The sequence below is a fragment of the Bacteroides faecium genome, from assembly GCF_012113595.1.
In the GTDB taxonomy this organism is placed as follows: domain Bacteria; phylum Bacteroidota; class Bacteroidia; order Bacteroidales; family Bacteroidaceae; genus Bacteroides; species Bacteroides faecium.
The window spans coordinates 5,519,964-5,536,759 of record NZ_CP050831.1; the positions used below are offsets into that span (position 1 = coordinate 5,519,964).

The following is a 16,796-nucleotide window of genomic DNA, read 5'->3' on the forward strand; positions in this document are numbered from 1 at the left end:
CTTCTTTTTCTTAACTTTGCATTCATCGTTCACATTTTAATAAAAATTTGATATGGAAGAAGGAACATTCAGGCGCTATCCTATCGGGATACAGGATTTTGAACAGTTGCGCAACAATAAATATATCTATGTTGATAAAACTGCATTGATTTATCAACTTGTCAGTACAAACACTGTTTATTTCTTGAGTCGTCCCCGTCGTTTCGGAAAGAGTCTGCTCATCTCTACGTTCGAAGCCTATTTTCTGGGAAAGAAAGAACTTTTCAACGGGCTCGACATGGAGCAGTTGGAGAAAGACTGGACAGTGTATCCGGTATTACATATCGACTTTAGCGGAAGTAAATATATGGAAGCAGAGTCACTTCGCGCATCTATCAATGTTCAGCTGTTACTTTGGGAAAACATCTACGGACGTCAGGAAGGCGAAGACACATTTAGTTTGCGACTCGAAGGTATCATCCGCCGCGCTTATGAACAAACCGGGCAGCAGGTTGTCGTATTGGTGGACGAATATGATGCCCCAATGTTGGACAGTAACAACAACCATGATTTGCAACGTGAAATCCGCGGTATCATGCGCGACTTCTTCAGTCCTTTGAAAAAGTCAGGCAAATATCTCCGTTTCCTCTTCCTGACGGGCATCAGCAAATTCAGCCAGATGAGCATATTCAGCGAACTGAATAATCTTCAGAACGTCAGCATGAGCGATAATTACAGCACTATCTGCGGTATCACCGAACAGGAACTGCTGACACAGATGAAAATTGATGTCGAACAGATGGCACAAGCCAACGATGAAACGTATGAAGAGGCGTGTGCCCACTTGAAGAAGCAATATGACGGATATCATTTCAGTAAATCCTGTGTGGACGTGTACAACCCTTTCAGCTTGATTAATGCTTTTGCCCAAAAGAGCTATGAGAACTACTGGTTTTCTACCGGTACCCCTACCTTTCTGATAGAACTCCTGCAACAAATGAACTTTGACATCCGTCTGCTCGACCGTATGGACGCCAAGCCGGAAGACTTCGACAAGGCTACGGATTGTCTCACCGACCCCATTCCAGTGCTCTACCAAAGCGGTTATCTCACAATCAAGTCGTACGATACTTTCTTCCGTACCTATACATTAGGCTACCCGAACGAGGAAGTGAGAATCGGCTTTATCGAGTCGCTCATCCCTTCTTATCTTTACCAACCAACGCGCGAAAGTAACTTTTATGTAGTGTCCTTTGTGCGTGATTTAATGAAGGGAAACCTTGAATCTTGCCTTGAACGCACCCGGTCTTTCTTCTCCTCTATTCCGAACGACCTGAACAACAAAGAGGAAAAACATTATCAAACTATATTCTATCTTCTGTTCCGCTTGATGGGACAATATGTGGATACCGAAGTCAAAAGCGCTGTCGGACGAGCGGATGTGGTTATCAAAATGCAGGATGTCATTTATGTACTTGAATTTAAAATGGACGGCACCGCAGAAGAGGCTTTAGCGCAGATTAACAGCAAAGGGTATGCGATTCCTTATGAGGCAGACCACCGGAAAGTGGTGAAGGTCGGCATCAACTTCGACAGTACCACGAGAACGATTGGAAACTGGAAAATCGAAACGGATTAACAGCGTACGCCACTTGCTTGAAGTAGACAAGGATATGGTTGTGACACGTGAAAAAGGCAGCAGTTGCTCTCGTCTGTGAGTAACTGCTGCCTTTTTGCGTGTTCTGTGCTGTCGTAGCCGGGAAATTAGGGTGTATTGCCACAGCTTGCTGTGGTGCGTTTCCCTAACTTGTTGTGGCATGCTCCCCTAGCCTGCTATGGCATGCTTCCCTAGCCTGCTGCGGCACGTCTCCCCAACCTACTGCGGCACACATCCCTTTCCGCCGTTCCGGTTTTACGTATTCAATAGGCTGTTGCTTTGATACGCAGCTTGATGGCATTTTCGGCTGTATCCAGTACCAGTTCGCAGTTTTCAGAGGTTACATAACTACCGGTGACGTCCATTTCCAATGAGGTGATTTTCTCAAGATCGAGTTGAGTTAAGGTGTATCCGTCTCCTTTCACCACCGTGAATCCACCTTCGGGAAAATGGGATGGCCGCATCACCCATTGAGCCACAAACGTCAGTTTGTACGGGTTGGCAAGTGCTTTGGTCAGAGTCATCGGCATCAGTGTGCTTGCGTTATCATAGGAGAACATAAGCTCGGCGTTCTCCCATGTCCCCCCTTTGTAGAAGAAGCTGCCGCCTTCATCACTGTTATATTCATTTGTTTGCAATACGATTCTCCCGTTCACGGAAGAACCTTCATCCATAATAAGCTGGCATCCCTCAAAGACATAAACAGCCCGGCCGGTAGGATTATCAAGCTTTGCCCCGCTGCCAAGTATCAACTTCGAATTCGTCCGATAAAGCGCTATCACACAATTTGAGTCATCAGTGGTATTCATCTTGATATTGCTGAGTTTCAGGGTGGTTGATTCTACAGCGATGACGTCTGAGCCTGTTACATTAGACAAAGTAAATCCACCGCCATCCAGTTCGATATACCGGTGCGGGTCTGAAGACTCTCCACACCAGAGTCCGAGTTCAAACCCTGCTCCCAGCCTGATTTTCGTAGGGCTATCGGGGTTGGTGGAAGCATCTTCGAACGCAGTTTGTAGTTGCTCGGGAGTATTGATAATTACAGCATCCGATACCGTTACGACACAGGTTGCCGACTTACCGCCTGCCGTTGCCGTGACGGTGGCGGTTCCTTCGGTCAGGGCGTTCACTTTCCCGTTTTGGTCTACGGTGACCACGGTGGTCTTATCGCTGCTCCATGTCACGGTGTTTTCCGTTGCGCCGGCAGGAGTTACGGTGGCGGTCAGTGTTTCCGAGCTGTTGGAATTCAGCAGGAGTGTTTCCTTGTCAAGGGTGATTTTCTCTACCGGTGTAGAGTTGTCTTTGTCGTCGCCGCCGCAGGCGGTTACCAACGTTGCTGCCACAAGGCAGAGGAAAAAGATTCTTAGTTGTTTCATGCGTCTTTCTGTTTTCTTTAAAATGGTAAATTATGAAAGGCTGCCGCCTTTTTTGTTTGCCATGAGGACGGATGCGCTGTCTGCAGCCGGACTGTCCGCCCTCATTCGTGACCTGCTTCTTTATGCAGCCGGGTCGGGGGTTTCACCTCCTCCGGGGATTTCAGGGTCGGGCGCTTCGCCGCCACCGCCGCCACCCGCGTTTTCGTCACCCAGCAGAATCGGGAAACGGTAAGAGCGTGGCGTTTTCAATGCCTTGTTGCTTCCGCTATATTGTGTCGTGACGCTTAGCGCATAGAGCTTTCCGGCTTCTATGGCAGGTAGCATGATGGTGAGTTGTGACGGTGCGTTGTGAACGATGACGGACACTTTCAACGGGACGGCTCCCTCTTCGTCTTTGGTGAGATAGATGCCGACCGAAGGGTCGTCACCGAGGATTTTAATGTTGCTTCCGCTGATAACGGCAGGACCGCCGGAAGTGATGACCTGGCTGATACTCTTCGTCACGGAGTCGGTGATGGAGTTGATGACCGGCCCCGTCTGTGCCAGCCCGTTGCAGATTACTTTTACGGCTTTGAGCTGGTCGCGCAGCAGTTGTCCCGGTGTGTAGGACACACCGAGCGAGTGCTTCGTGGCGTCAAACTGGGCGTTCTCCCCGAGGAACGAACCGCGTACGGTGACGATGTACTGTCCCACACCGTCTACCACGCTCTTCCCTTCGGCGATGGCTTCCACCTTCTTCTGGTCGGCAAGGTCGAGGATGTTCTCGATGGTTTCCTGCCGGTACTCGGTACGCTCCTTGATGATGCGTGCTGCGATTTCTTTGTTGTGCAGACTGCCTGTGATGCGTGCGCGTCCGGTGTAGTCGCCTTTTTGTTCGGTCATGATGTTGTCGTAAAGGTCAACATTGAGCGTGATTTTTTCGTTTGTTGCCATGATAATGATTGTTTTAAGGAAAGTGAATATCTATTTATTAGTTACGTTCTGTGCTGCTTGTCATTTCGCACGTATCTTGATAGCATTACCGTCCAGATAAAGTTCGAAATAACTGTCATAATATGTCATGCCCCCAGTAGTATTAGTCATCAGATGGAACTTCATAAGATCACTGTCAGTCAAGGTGTAGCTGTCGGTTCCCTTAACAACGGTTTCGGCTCCTGGCCGGACAGTGAAACTATTCAACACGTAATCATATAGATCTAATCTAAAATCAGAATCCGCCGGAAGTTCGTTTTCAACCGTAACGGTGGGGATGGTCACTTGATTGCCATTAATCGCAGCTTGCAGACAGAGGCTCCGTTCACTCCCATACATTCCCTCCTCCCTTGCTTTTATTTTTCCGCCTTTCAGTTGCAGTATTCCTGTAGGGGCAACAAGCACTTCCTGCCCCTTTATGCTTTTGGAGATTTCAGCATCGCCTTCCATAATGAGCGTGGCATTATCACCGACAGAGATACCAATTAGCTGGTCATTATCATTCCCATTGCCGGAATATAGTTCGAAGCCGTTACCCAGCGTTAGTTTGCAAGACGCCCTAACAAATATGCAGGCGACTTCATCAGCTGAATGGGCAGCAGCATTTCCATAAATGTTGAGGTTGGTCAGCTTCAATGACGCGCCGTTTGTTAGCTCAAAAAGGCTTTTGTCGCTAGCGGTACGGGAAATATTATAATTATCGCCGCTGATAGGATTATTTCCGCCGTCGATAGCAATGTGTTTGCCGTCTATTGAAAAGGCAAAATGCTCTGCATCCGCAGCAACCTCAAAGCCTTTACCGAGGATGATTTGTGTTGGTGCATCCGCAGTGCCGTCTGCCGTTTCAATAGCGGTTTTCAGTTCGGCTGCGGTAGTGACAAGCGTCTTGTTGCTGACCGTCACAAGGCAGGTGGCGGACTTTTCGCGTGCGGTGGCGGTGATGGTAGCTGTTCCTTCAGCTACGGCGGTCACCAGTCCGTCTTTACTTACGGTGGCTACGGAAGTTTTGTCACTGCTCCATACTACGGATTCGGCAGTCACCCGGTCGGGGACAATGGTGGGAACCAGCGTTTCGGTCGCTCCCGATTTCAGGGTCAGAGTCTCATGATTGAGGGTGATGCTCTCTACGGGCACAGAGTTGTCGTCATTGTTGTCGTCGCCACAGGCGGTTGCCAACGTTGCTGCCATAAGGCAGAGGAAAAAGATTCTTAGTTGTTTCATACTTCTTTTGTCTTTCTAAAAGGGTGAATAAATCGTGTTCTCTTTTCGGACAAAAGTAATATGCAACAACGAAAAGGTATAGCCAAAATCCTGCATTGTATAGCCAAAATCCTGCAAATCTTGCAGGATTGCCGGAAATTCCATTGTTCGGAGAAACTTCTACCTATGCATTGATGGAAACAACAGCATTTGATGATAAAAGAGTATCGCCTTCTCCTTTAAAGTACAGACTTTTGTCGGCGGAACTCGGTAGGAGTCATTTTTACCAATTCGCGGAAATTGCGGTTGAAGGTGCGCATTGCCTTGAAGCCCGACGCTCCGGCAATGTCTTCAATTGTGTGGTTCGCGTAGTCCGGAAGCAGGAGCAAGTCCATGGCATGACGGATGCGCAGGCGGAGAAGATAATTTTGCAAGGTCAGTCCTGTGGCACGCCCCACAGCGGCGGAGAGATTACGCTCGTTTGTGCCAAGAGCTTTAATCAGGTCGTCACGCTTGAAGTTGTAGTCGAGGTACGGTTGTTCTTTCTGCAGATAGGCTTCGAGCTCTTCAAACAAGTGGTTGCTATCGCCGGATTGCAGGTAACAGATGAGGTCGCCCATATCGGCTTCGAGCGGTGGTTGGGGCAGTTTCCCATCCTGTTCAACGATAAAACGGCGTAGCATCTCGTAAGTGTAATGATAGTTAGTGTACAGCCATGCAAAAGCAGGATAGAAAACCACGATAAGGAAACTGAAACTAAACTCGGGTATCGGTCCCGGACAGACAAGTAAAACCCATGCGCCAATGCCGATACTCAACGCATAAAGGAAAGCGCGCATCGTCCACCGGAGTTCCAGTTTTGAGATACACTCTCCGGTCAATTCTTTTAAATGCGTGATGTAGCGGTGTTTTTTACGGAAAAAGAGGCGGACGTAAACGAACAGTTGTACGGTATAGGTGACACCGAACAAGGTCCGCACTGCCAACGGGAGATTGTGAACGACACACGCACGCCATTCTGCTAAAGAATATACACAGACGTCCGCTTCAATGCAGCAACTCACCACATACAGCAGAATGAAAACGAGCGAAGGCGCCGCATGCTTCATCACATTGGCAAAAGTGACGTATCTGCTGTCGAACAGCAATATCAACATAAACGTGAACATCAACGCCTGCGAAGAAGCAAGCACCAACACCAATATTGAGAATAAGTCCAACGACCGGTATACGCCGAACCCGTCAACCAGCAACTCCGCCAAATGACCGGCAGCGATAATGAGAGAAGCAGCGATGAAGAAATGGCATGCACGCCTGTATTTGGGATTAATGGCGTGCGCCATCTGCTTGAAGCAGACAAGACCGAAAGATATAGACAGACATATTCCGATAATAATGCCGTTTGTTAGTGTGTGTAAAGCCGGTATATCCATTGCTTAGCATTTATTTTCCCGACAAAGTTAATGAATCTTGACGAGAAACCGACTAGTTACACCCTGTAAAACTCGACAAGTCTGCAAAATCGTATAGAAACAACCTAATAGCTAATCTTCACTCCGGCAAAGAAACTTCTCGGCAGAGAAGGCCCGTAAATATAGCCGGAATCCCGATTAGCTCCTCTATCAAAGTCCTTCTGATAAGACTCAAAGAGGTTCTGAACTCCGCCGTTTAGTTGCAAATCGACTGTTTTGTATAGCTTGAAGTCATAAGCCAGTTTCACTCCCAAATCGAAGAAACGGGGTGTACGGATGGCTTCCGCCTTTCGTTCGGGCATTGCGCCCAGTTCGGCGTTCTCGGCGGTGATATCCATGCGTTGCACTAACATTCTCCCGGTATAAGTTCCTGACAGGGCAATGGATAAAGGTTTGATGGGAGTATAAGTAGCTGTGAAGTAACCATATGTATCGGGAGTACGGAAAATTTTCTTTTCTGCCGGTGCGTCGTCATGCCATTTATGAGGTTCATCGTATCGGCTGCGTTGCAAAGTGAGTCCCGCTTGTATTTGCAAGATGGAAAGATAAGCCACTTTGCCCTCCAGCGTTAGCCCCATCACTTTCGCGCCGGGACCGTTACTGCGTGTTTTTACCAATATCCCATCGCCACGGTCATAAGGTTCGCCCAACACGAAGACATCTGTCAGTCTTGTATAAAAGCCCTCGATCAAGAAATTCGTCTGGAATACTCCGAAACGGTGATACATATCTGCGGACGCACTGAAACTTTGGGATTTCTCTTCTTTCAAGTTCTTCGCACGCTCAATCATTGCCACTGTTCCGCCCACATTTTCAATATGCATATCTTCATCAAAAGCCTGCGGAGCACGGAATCCGGATGAATAGCTCAAACGCAGGTTTATATTCTGTGTCGGGTTGAAACGCAAGTTGGCACGGGGGCTAAAGATGACATTATCTACCATGTTATGCTTATCCAGACGACCACCGATCAGAATGCCCCAACGGTCGTTCTTCCACTCGTTCTGCAGAAAAGCACTGTAAATATTTACCGTCTGATCCGTGTGGCGGTCATATCCCCACATATTATCTTTCAGACGATCACGGTTATATTCAAGTCCTGCCGTGAGGTCAGAAGGCATAAAAAAACACTTATCAAACGTATGTACATACTGCGCGCCGCCCATAGCGGTTAAATCCGTTGTTTTTCCATAGGCTTTCAGAGGATCGTTACCCGGTCCGTAATAACTGTCCCGATCTGTATTGGCGGCTGACGCAAAGATACTTAGACGGTTCTTTTCATCTGGCGAGAAATAATCGAACTTCAAACTTCCACCATCAATCGAATGTTGCAACTGCTCTGCAATATGGGCTTCGTGAGGAGGACGGTCCAACATATCCCCTCCCCGACGGAATTCCTGCATGTGGTGATATTCGAAGGTTAGTTTGGAGTAAGTGCTTGTTTTCAGATAAGAGCGGAAGCCCACTGTCTGATTCTTCAATTTAGGTAGTTCGGTGAATCCGTCTCCGTCATAATCATATCCGGACCGGTGACGGTTCTGACCAAAGATATACAGTCCGGCACGATGATCGTCCGTCACTAATGAAGCATTCAGGGAGGTATTGTTATCGAATGAGGAACTTCCGCCTAAGGAAGTGATGGTATGCGATAGCTGACCGGAATTACGCAAAGGTTCTTTGGTGATGATATTGATTGTCCCCGCGATAGCGGAAGAGCCGAACAAGGCGGAACCTCCCCCACGCATCACTTCTACGCGTTCAATCATGCTGGCGGGAATCTGTTCCAAGCCATACACTCCGGAAAGGGCACTGAATACGGGACGGGAATCTATCAAAATCTGCGTATACGGTCCGTCCAATCCATTGATGCGAACTTGCTGGAAGCCACAATTCTGGCAGTTTGTCTCTACACGTACACCGGGTTGAAAGTTCAGCCCTTGCGATAAAGTGGAAGAGTTAGTCGTTTCAAATAGCTTCAGATCGACGACATTTACCAAAGTAGGAGCCAAACGACGCGTCGTTTCACTCCGGTTGGCGGAAACCACTACCCCATCCAAAGCAATCGCGTCCTCTTCTATTTCAAAATCTTCTTCCAGTGTCTTTCCTTTTTTCAGAGTCACATTGCGGGTCACGGTCTTGTAGCCGACCGAGCTAACCTCCAGTATAAAGTTACCTTCCGGCAAATTCTTCAAAAAATAATGTCCGGTAGCGTCGGTCACGGTTCCTATCGTTGTTCCTTTCAGTGCAATGGTGATGTAAGGAAGGTGCTCTTTCGTTTTCTTATCCAGTACATGGCCTATGATGTTCGCATCGGATTTTTTCAGTTCAGGGTAGTCCGGATGTTCAGCCGATGCGTATGACAGGACACAATACAGGCCGACCAGGACTAAAAGATATTTCTTCATTGTCGTTAGTCTTTTAATGTTTAAAATCAAAAATAAGAATAAGGAAAAGGGAAGCAGCGATCATTAATCGTTGTTCCTAACTGATGAATACTGTTCCCGAAAAGATAGACTAAGCGACAGGAGGTGCTCTAAGAGATATGACGCCCGGACAAGAACGGTGATATGGCTCAACTTGCGAGCGGATAAACAGGATACATAATAGAGATAAAGCAGCGACCGCGAATGTAGGTATTAATCCGCTGTCTGTCACCAATACATGATTCAACAGGTGAATGAGTTGGAATTCAACCGTCGTATGGCTATGTTCACTGCCTTTTTTAAATGGATGCGAATGGACAATCGTTACCCCGTTTACTACATGGGAGTGAGTAAATAAAGTGATTCCTGCCATGTACGAGATAAACAGTACAGGCAAAAACCACTTCATTATATGTAGGTACAATTGTTTCATCCGGTAATCTTGCACATCTATTCTGTGCAGTAAAGTCAGGGTTTAGTTTGTTTTTTTGCAAAGATAAGGATTGTCTCCATGCAAAACAATCCCTATTTATAACGATTTTAAATCTTAACCGAATCTTAATAACTGATCTTCACCCCGGCAAAGAAGCTTCTCGGAAGTGACGGACCATAGATATAGCCGGAGTCACGGTCAGCTCCTTTGTCGAAGTCGTCCTGATAGGCATTGAAAATATTCTGTATGCCGGCATTCACCTGGAGGTTCATCGACTTGTAAAGTTTGAAGTCATAAGCAGCTTTCAAACCGATGTCGAAGAAGTCTTTGGTATTCACCGTTATCGGATTTTCAAGGAATCCCGGAACGGGTTCGTGAGGAACCAGCATCGAACCGGTATAGGTGCCCGAAAGGGCGATGGATAATGGTTTTATCGGGGTATAAGTTGCCGTAAAATAGCCGTAAGTATTCGGTGTACGCATCATTTTCTTCACAGCCGGAGCGTCTGGATTCCATACATGCGGTTCGCTGTAATGACTCTGTTGCAGAGTGACTCCCGCCTGAACCTGGATTTTAGTCAGATATGCCATCTTTCCTTCCAATGTCAGTCCCATTACACGGGCTCCCGGTGCATTGTAGCGTGTACGTGTCAGGATTCCATCCACTACCTCTCCGTCGGTAAGGGCAAATACATCTGATAACTTTGTATAAAATCCTTCTACCAGGAAGTTAACCTGAAACGCACCAAAACGATGATAAATATCTGCCGAAGCACTCAAGCTCTGTGATCTTTCTTCTTTCAGATTATCGGCCAGTTCAACCATCGCCACATTACCGCCTACATTCTCCACATGCAAATCCTCATCGAAAGCCTGCGGAGCACGGAAGCCGGATGAGTAGCTGAAACGAAGATTGATATTTTCCGTCGGATTATAACGCAGATTGGCACGCGGACTGAATATCACATGGTCAATCAGGTTATGTTTATCCAGACGACCGCCAATCAGGAATCCCCAATGCTCATTCTTCCATTCATTCTGAAGGAAAGCACTACCGATATTTACTTTTTGGTCTACCGTGCGGTTGTATCCCCACATGTTATCTTCCAGTTTGTCCTGATTGAACTCTATTCCGGCAGTCAGGTCGGAAGGCATGAAGATGCATTTGCCGAAGCTGTAGACATACTGTGAGCCTGCCATCCAGTTCAAGTCAGTGGTGTTTCCGTAAGCATCCAAAGGGTCTCTGTCACCTGGACCATAATAGCTGTCGCGATTGATATGCTGTGCAGATGCAAACACATTGAAACGATGTTTCTCATTTGGTGAGAAATAGTCGAACTTCACACCTCCACCATTAATCGAGTGTTCCGTCTGTTCAGCTACATTTGCTTCGTGAGGCGGACGGTTTAATAAGTCTCCTCCCCTGCGGAATTCTTCCATATGGTGATATTCGAAAGTCAGTTTGGAGTAAGTGCTTGTTTTCAGGAAAGAACGGAAACCGACTGTCTGCCCATGTATTTTGGGGATTTCAGAGTATCCGTCTCCGTCGTGGTCGTAGGCGGAACGGTGGCGGTTCTGTCCGAAGATATATAAACCGGCACGTTGGTCGTCTGTCACCAATGAAGCATTCAGGGCAGTACTATTGTCGAAAGCATCTCCGTCACCGATTCCCGTTATCGTATGAGACAACATGCCTGAGTTGCGAATCGGCTCTTTGGTGATGATATTGATTGTGCCCGCAATAGCAGACGAACCGAACAGTGCCGAGCCACCGCCACGCATCACCTCTACACGTTCAATCATACTGGCGGGAATCTGCTCGATGCCATATACACCGGAAAGAGCACTAAAGATAGGGCGTGAATCCAGTAGGATTTGTGTATAAGGACCGTCCAGCCCATTGATACGTACTTGCTGAAAGCCGCAGTTCTGACAGTTGGATTCCACACGCACTCCGGGCTGAAAGCTCAGTCCCTGAGCCAAAGTTGTGGAGTTGGTATTCTCAAAGATTTTCAAATCAACCACGTTGACTAATGTCGGAGCTAGGCGACGGGTGGTTTCATTACGGTTGGCAGATACTACCACACCATCCAATGCCACAGCGTCTTCTTCTATTTCAAAATCCTCTTCCAAAGTACGTCCTTTTTTCAGTGTCACGTTGCGTCTTACCGTTTTATAGCCGACAGAACTCACTTCGAGGACAAAATTTCCTTCGGGAAGATTCTTCAGGAAGTAATGTCCGGTCGCGTCGGTTACGGTTCCGATGGTAGTACCTTTCAATGCCACTGTGATATATGGCAAATGTTCTTTCGTGTTTTTATCAAGGATATGACCGATAATATTGGCATCCGACTTACGCAATTCCGGATGATTGGGATGTTCATGAGCTTGTCCTCCGAGGGCAGGCAACAGTGCACAGCACAAGAAGACAAGCGAAAAGATGTATTTCTTCATTTTTCGTTTGTAATTCGTTCTTCGTTAAGCATTCACGTGAAAAAGCAGATAATACCCTGCCTCGAACAAGGCAGAATGTCATCAGTTAAATCAAATAGTGGAAAAACGAATGGCAGGTGGAGCACGGAGTGCAGTCACCCCATGATAAGGAGCATGAGAATGTGTATGCTGCGGACGACCAAGCAACAGGCATAATAAAAAAGGGATGAAAAGGGAAAGAGCAAAAATAACAGCCGCACCGTCCGTCGTCAGATGAGACAGGAAATGAATATGTATCAGTTCGACTGTTGAATGTTGATGTGCCGCCCCTTTCTTAAACGGGTGCGAATGGACGATTGTCACGCCATTGACCACATGTACGTGGGCAAAGAATGTAAGACTTACCAGATACGACACAAAGAGTATCGGTAAGAAATAGCGTGTTATATTCAGGAGCAATCGTTTCACCTCATTTTTACTTTGGGACGGCAAAGATACAAACTATTTTTTTAACAATCAATTCTTCTACAGAATACTGTTAATATACGGCTGACGCTATCACTTGTATAAAGAGAATCAGGAATACCATAGCAATCGGATAAACGGTTGCGTATGCCACACTGGGGATATTACTGTCTACCATCGAATCGGCAGCAGCCAGACCGGGTGTACTGGTCATACCACCGGTAATGGTTCCCAGCAAATCAAGCAAGCTGATTTTAAATACAAAGTGTCCTACAATGGCTGCAACAAGCATCGGCACCAACGTAATGGCAGCTCCTACTCCGAACATCAATAATCCGCTTTCCTGGAAAGTGGCTACGAGATTCTTTCCGGCGGAAGTTCCTACTTCGGCAAGAAAAAGAAGCAGACCTAATTGGCGCAGTAACTGATTCGCCGGCCCTGACATAGACCAGATGATAGGTCCTGTCTTACCGATTGCACTCAGTACGAGAGCTACCATCAGGACTCCCCCCGTCAATCCCGGCGAGAATGACAGGCTTTCAGAGAAAGAGATATTTATTTTGCCGAACAATACTCCCAGCACAATACCCATTGCAATCGGGAAGAAGTCTGTGTCGGACAGTTTCTTTGCATTGTTTCCCAACAGACGGGCTACGCCTTTAAGTCCTTCTTTCTCTCCCACAACCATCAGTTTATCACCGAATTTCAATGCCAAATCTGGCGATGGGGACAGGTCGATACCGCTTCGACGGACACGGGTCACTGTGCAACCGAAGTTTTTCTGTAAGTTCAAGTCTCCCAGTTGCTTGTTTATCATATCCTTTTTGGTCAGCAACAGGGATTCTATTTCCTGTGTTTTGTCCAAAGGAAGTTCACCCTCTTCGCGTTCGCCTACCAATACAGCAAGCTGATTGAGTGATTCTTCGCTACCTACTGCCTGGATATAATCTCCTTCGTGCAACACAGTAGAGGCGGTAGGAATAGATATTTCGTCACTATGTTTCAGACGGGAAATAACAGCTCCCGTCATACCACGTGCGTTAATCTGCATCAGGCTACGGTTGAATACGTTTGAATTGGTGATACGATAGATGCAGGTAGTCAATTCCGGGAATTGTCCGCGGCGTTCTATCTCCAGGCGACGTGCTTCCTTATCCAAGTCCACCCGCATGATTTTAGGCAGCAGTTTGACAAACAAAATCACACCGATAACTCCAAACGGATATGCGATACCGTAAGCGATGGAAGCCAAAGATGAATGTGTGCTGTCGATAGCGACTGCCAAACCCGGTGTACTGGTCAATGCTCCGGCAATCAGACCTACCACACTGGGAGTGTCGATGTCGAACGCATACTTCAATCCCACTGCCGTGAGACAGGCGGAACAGATGATAAGCATGGTAATGAGAATCAACGTCTTTCCCTTGCTGCGGAAAGAATCGAAGAATCCGGGCCCTGCCTGAATACCAATGGTAAAAATAAAAAGTACCAAACCGAAATTTCCCAGTTCTTTGGGAATGATGACGCCAAAGTGCCCGAAAAGAAGCGCGATAAAGATTACCGCCGACACATCGAGAGATAACCCCTTAATTTTAATTCTTCCCAGCATAAATCCCAACGCGACAATCAGGAAAAGGGAGAAATAAGAGGAGTGCAACAAGTCAGTAAACATAAAAATAAAGGTTAGTTAGTTTTAAGGGCGCAAAGGTACGGATTTTATTTCAATCCGCACAACATTCCATCTTACAAGTGGCTTCTTCATTTTCAAATTCCAACGTGGCATGATGGATGCCTGCCCCTTCGAGCGCTTCTTTGATGTGATGTTTTATTTCTTCCATTTGTGTGACGTTATCAATGACGATATGGGCAGTCAATGCGGTTTCTGTGGTGCTCAACGCCCAGATATGTAAATGATGGCAGTTTTCTACACCGGGTTGCTCCATTATCAATTGCTGAATCTTTTGTGCATCAATGCCTACCGGGACGCCGTCCAATGATAGGCGGAGACTATCACGGAGCAGTCCCCAGGTAGAAATAATAATGATAACGGCTATCACGAGTCCGATTATCGGGTCGATAATACTCCATCCCGTATGCATGATGATAATCCCGGAGACAACTACACCGACAGATACCAACGCATCCGCTGCCATATGCAAGTAAGCCCCTTTCACATTCAGGTCCTTGTCTTTGTCTTTCATAAAAAGCCAGGCGGTGAGCGCGTTGATTATCACCCCTACTCCGGCTGTCCAGGCAATGGCAGAACCATCGACGGAAACCGGGTGAAATAATTTGTCTATACTCTCGGCGATAATTATGCCGACAGCAACTAATAATATCACTGCATTTAATAAAGAAACAAGCACGGTGCTCTTCTTATATCCGTAAGTGTAGCGGCTATTGGGGTGAACTCTTTCCAGCCGGAAAGCCAGCATGGCAAGTACAAGACTTGCTACATCGCCCAAGTTATGCCCGGCATCGGAAAGCAGACTGAGGGAATTATAATAAAACCCGACTCCGAATTCTACTATGACGAAAGCAATATTCAGAGCGATACCTATAATAAAGGCTTTATTGAGCGATGTCAACCGATGATTATGTTCGTGATGATGATGAGGTTCCATATTATACAGCTATTATTCTTTACTTAGAAAACATTCTGCAAAAGAATTGGTTCAAACTTTTTCATAATACCTACATATGATTAACAGCCCAACTCTTTTTCATTTCTTTTAGGTATTTTATCACTTTACACTTCCCTGTAACTTTGCAACCGGAAATTTAATTAATCATTATCTATCAAAATTAAGTATGAAAATCTTAAACTTTTGGATGGTCGCCATCATGGCACTATCATTCTCAACTACATTTGTTTCTTGCAGTGACAACGACGATGATACCAATCTTGCAAAAGAGATTGCCGGCATTTATAATGGATATTCGGTCGGTGAATGTAATATGTTCTCTGATTATTTATTGGGCAATCAATCTACCGCAACAATAACTGCGAACGAAGACGGTACCATCAATTTGGTATATAAATCCGGTTCAGGAGATTTCACCTTGAATAATTTAAAACTTTCTTCCAAATCATTCAGTGGTTCGGGTGAAGTTGCGATGTCAATGGGCGGTGGCACAGGTAGTAGCTATGATTACACACTGGAAGGTAGTGTAAATGAATCCAAGGTATTAACCTTGAAAGCTAATGTAGATATTCCGGTACCTATGGGAAAGATGGAAATCGTGTTCGTGCAGGGAGAAACACCGATAACTTATAATATAGCTGCCACCTATCAGTATAACAGTTCATTATCTATCAGTGTTATGGGTTCATCCTACGGTTCGACCGATGAGTGCAAGGCTGTTATCAAACGTGCATCGGACACAACGGTTGACATTACTCTGAATGGCTTTGCTAATTTAACAGGTGGTGGTAGTGGTATGAATTTAGGTGATTTCACTATCAGCGGGGTAAATGTAACAGCCGAAGCCAACGGAACTTATTCACTTAGCTTGGGAGAATATGAATCTACCGACAGTACTGAAAGGGCTATCACAGGAGAAAGCCTGAGCGGCACAATCGCAGCAGACGGTACAGCTACCATCAACACTGATTTCAGACCGGGCAGTATGCCAATGGCTATTTCCGCAGTCTTTACAGGAAGCAATACAGCAAGTGCAGAATAAACAATTCAAATGAAAGAAATGAAAAGAAGCAGTAACGCTATTTTCAAATATACAATAATACTGGGAGCGGCTATGTCGCTCTCAGCTTGTAATGGATTATTTGAAAATATTTATGACGCCCCCATCGAAACTGAGATGGAAATCAAGGAAAATAGTTTCTCACAGGTCAAGACCGTTGAATATACAGAATGGGCATACATTGACCTCTCCAACCGCAAGGTAACAACCGTACCAATCGGGGAAGAATACGAAAGCCAAATTCCCGAGGAGTGGGATTTTGCAATTCACCGCTATGATATAAAGACTAATGGTGGCGCTGCCTTCCAGACCAGTTATACGAGTATTGATGACTTTCTTGCAGCAAGAAAACTACCCGCTGATAAAGATTTTCTTGAAGATGAATGGACAACTGACAAAATAGCTATTGACATGTCGGGCATGATGGATGGCAAAATTGTCTATACGGAGTCTTACCGTAATGCAGTTTTATCCGGTTGGCTGGATGTGAACACCTCTACAATGCCACCTGTATACACCATGTCAAATCAGGTCTTTCTGATACGCATGAAAGACAATACATACGCAGCTATACGTTTCACCAACTACATGAATGCCAGAGGTATAAAAGGATATATTGATTTTGATTTCTCATATCCGCTTGATTTCGACGACAACAACAACGAAACCAATAATTAAG

Annotated in this window: 13 protein-coding genes; 3 read left to right on the forward strand and 10 right to left on the reverse strand. The window is 46.2% G+C overall.

Features of this window, described 5'->3' with window-relative positions:
* Positions 1–52: 52 nt before the first annotated feature.
* Complete coding sequence (locus BacF7301_RS20705) at positions 53–1,618, forward strand: ATP-binding protein (protein ID WP_167965830.1); 1,566 nt, start codon at positions 53–55, stop codon at positions 1,616–1,618.
* Between the two features lie 281 nt (positions 1,619–1,899).
* Here the strand turns inward: BacF7301_RS20705 and BacF7301_RS25975 are convergent, their stop codons facing one another.
* From BacF7301_RS25975 to BacF7301_RS20760, 10 genes are all read right to left on the reverse strand, one after another.
* A complete protein-coding gene (locus BacF7301_RS25975) occupies positions 1,900–3,015 on the reverse strand; it encodes an Ig-like domain-containing protein (RefSeq protein ID WP_245208274.1) in 1,116 nt (371 codons plus the stop codon).
* A 120-nt stretch (positions 3,016–3,135) separates the two neighbouring features.
* On the reverse strand, positions 3,136–3,948 hold the full coding sequence (locus BacF7301_RS20720; RefSeq protein WP_167965831.1) for a DNA-binding domain-containing protein: 813 nt from the start codon (positions 3,946–3,948) through the stop codon (positions 3,136–3,138).
* Between the two features lie 60 nt (positions 3,949–4,008).
* Positions 4,009–5,208 (reverse strand): Ig-like domain-containing protein, encoded by a 1,200-nt coding sequence (locus BacF7301_RS20725; protein WP_167965832.1) that lies wholly within the window; start codon positions 5,206–5,208, stop codon positions 4,009–4,011.
* A gap of 218 nt (positions 5,209–5,426) precedes the next feature.
* Complete coding sequence (locus tag BacF7301_RS20730; RefSeq protein WP_117811338.1) at positions 5,427–6,620, reverse strand: AraC family transcriptional regulator; 1,194 nt, start codon at positions 6,618–6,620, stop codon at positions 5,427–5,429.
* 104 nt (positions 6,621–6,724) lie between these two features.
* Entirely contained in the window at positions 6,725–9,064 is a 2,340-nt protein-coding gene (locus BacF7301_RS20735) for a TonB-dependent receptor (protein WP_167965833.1), read from the reverse strand.
* A 109-nt stretch (positions 9,065–9,173) separates the two neighbouring features.
* On the reverse strand, positions 9,174–9,515 hold the full coding sequence (locus tag BacF7301_RS20740; RefSeq protein WP_167965834.1) for a DUF8478 family putative metalloprotein: 342 nt from the start codon (positions 9,513–9,515) through the stop codon (positions 9,174–9,176).
* Positions 9,516–9,640: 125 nt separating this feature from the next.
* The gene (locus BacF7301_RS20745; protein WP_167965835.1) at positions 9,641–11,968 is read right to left on the reverse strand and encodes a TonB-dependent receptor; all 2,328 of its coding nucleotides are present in this window, start codon (positions 11,966–11,968) and stop codon (positions 9,641–9,643) included.
* A 90-nt stretch (positions 11,969–12,058) separates the two neighbouring features.
* On the reverse strand, positions 12,059–12,415 hold the full coding sequence (locus BacF7301_RS20750) for a DUF8478 family putative metalloprotein (protein ID WP_501986044.1): 357 nt from the start codon (positions 12,413–12,415) through the stop codon (positions 12,059–12,061).
* Between the two features lie 70 nt (positions 12,416–12,485).
* Positions 12,486–14,084: an aspartate:alanine exchanger family transporter gene (locus tag BacF7301_RS20755; protein WP_167965837.1), complete on the reverse strand. Its 1,599-nt coding sequence runs from the start codon at positions 14,082–14,084 to the stop codon at positions 12,486–12,488.
* A gap of 49 nt (positions 14,085–14,133) precedes the next feature.
* Positions 14,134–15,036, reverse strand: coding sequence for a cation diffusion facilitator family transporter (locus tag BacF7301_RS20760; protein WP_167965838.1), 903 nt, complete (start codon positions 15,034–15,036; stop codon positions 14,134–14,136).
* A gap of 187 nt (positions 15,037–15,223) precedes the next feature.
* Between BacF7301_RS20760 and BacF7301_RS20765 the strand changes: the two genes are divergently transcribed.
* Both BacF7301_RS20765 and BacF7301_RS20770 read left to right on the forward strand, forming a co-directional pair.
* Positions 15,224–16,099, forward strand: coding sequence for a calycin-like domain-containing protein (locus BacF7301_RS20765; protein ID WP_167965839.1), 876 nt, complete (start codon positions 15,224–15,226; stop codon positions 16,097–16,099).
* A gap of 18 nt (positions 16,100–16,117) precedes the next feature.
* Entirely contained in the window at positions 16,118–16,795 is a 678-nt protein-coding gene (locus BacF7301_RS20770; RefSeq protein ID WP_167967268.1) for an HmuY family protein, read from the forward strand.
* Position 16,796: the final 1 nt, after the last annotated feature.

Coding starts and splice junctions, on each gene's coding strand:
- BacF7301_RS20705 (WP_167965830.1), top strand. CDS start 53: ATGGAAGAAGGAACATTCAGGCGCTATCCTATCGGGATACAGGATTTT.
- BacF7301_RS20725 (WP_167965832.1), bottom strand. CDS start 5,208: ATGAAACAACTAAGAATCTTTTTCCTCTGCCTTATGGCAGCAACGTTG.
- BacF7301_RS20765 (WP_167965839.1), top strand. CDS start 15,224: ATGAAAATCTTAAACTTTTGGATGGTCGCCATCATGGCACTATCATTC.
- BacF7301_RS20720 (WP_167965831.1), bottom strand. CDS start 3,948: ATGGCAACAAACGAAAAAATCACGCTCAATGTTGACCTTTACGACAAC.
- BacF7301_RS20740 (WP_167965834.1), bottom strand. CDS start 9,515: ATGAAACAATTGTACCTACATATAATGAAGTGGTTTTTGCCTGTACTG.
- BacF7301_RS20735 (WP_167965833.1), bottom strand. CDS start 9,064: ATGAAGAAATATCTTTTAGTCCTGGTCGGCCTGTATTGTGTCCTGTCA.
- BacF7301_RS20730 (WP_117811338.1), bottom strand. CDS start 6,620: ATGGATATACCGGCTTTACACACACTAACAAACGGCATTATTATCGGA.
- BacF7301_RS20745 (WP_167965835.1), bottom strand. CDS start 11,968: ATGAAGAAATACATCTTTTCGCTTGTCTTCTTGTGCTGTGCACTGTTG.
- BacF7301_RS20755 (WP_167965837.1), bottom strand. CDS start 14,084: ATGTTTACTGACTTGTTGCACTCCTCTTATTTCTCCCTTTTCCTGATT.
- BacF7301_RS20760 (WP_167965838.1), bottom strand. CDS start 15,036: ATGGAACCTCATCATCATCACGAACATAATCATCGGTTGACATCGCTC.
- BacF7301_RS25975 (WP_245208274.1), bottom strand. CDS start 3,015: ATGAAACAACTAAGAATCTTTTTCCTCTGCCTTGTGGCAGCAACGTTG.
- BacF7301_RS20770 (WP_167967268.1), top strand. CDS start 16,118: ATGAAAAGAAGCAGTAACGCTATTTTCAAATATACAATAATACTGGGA.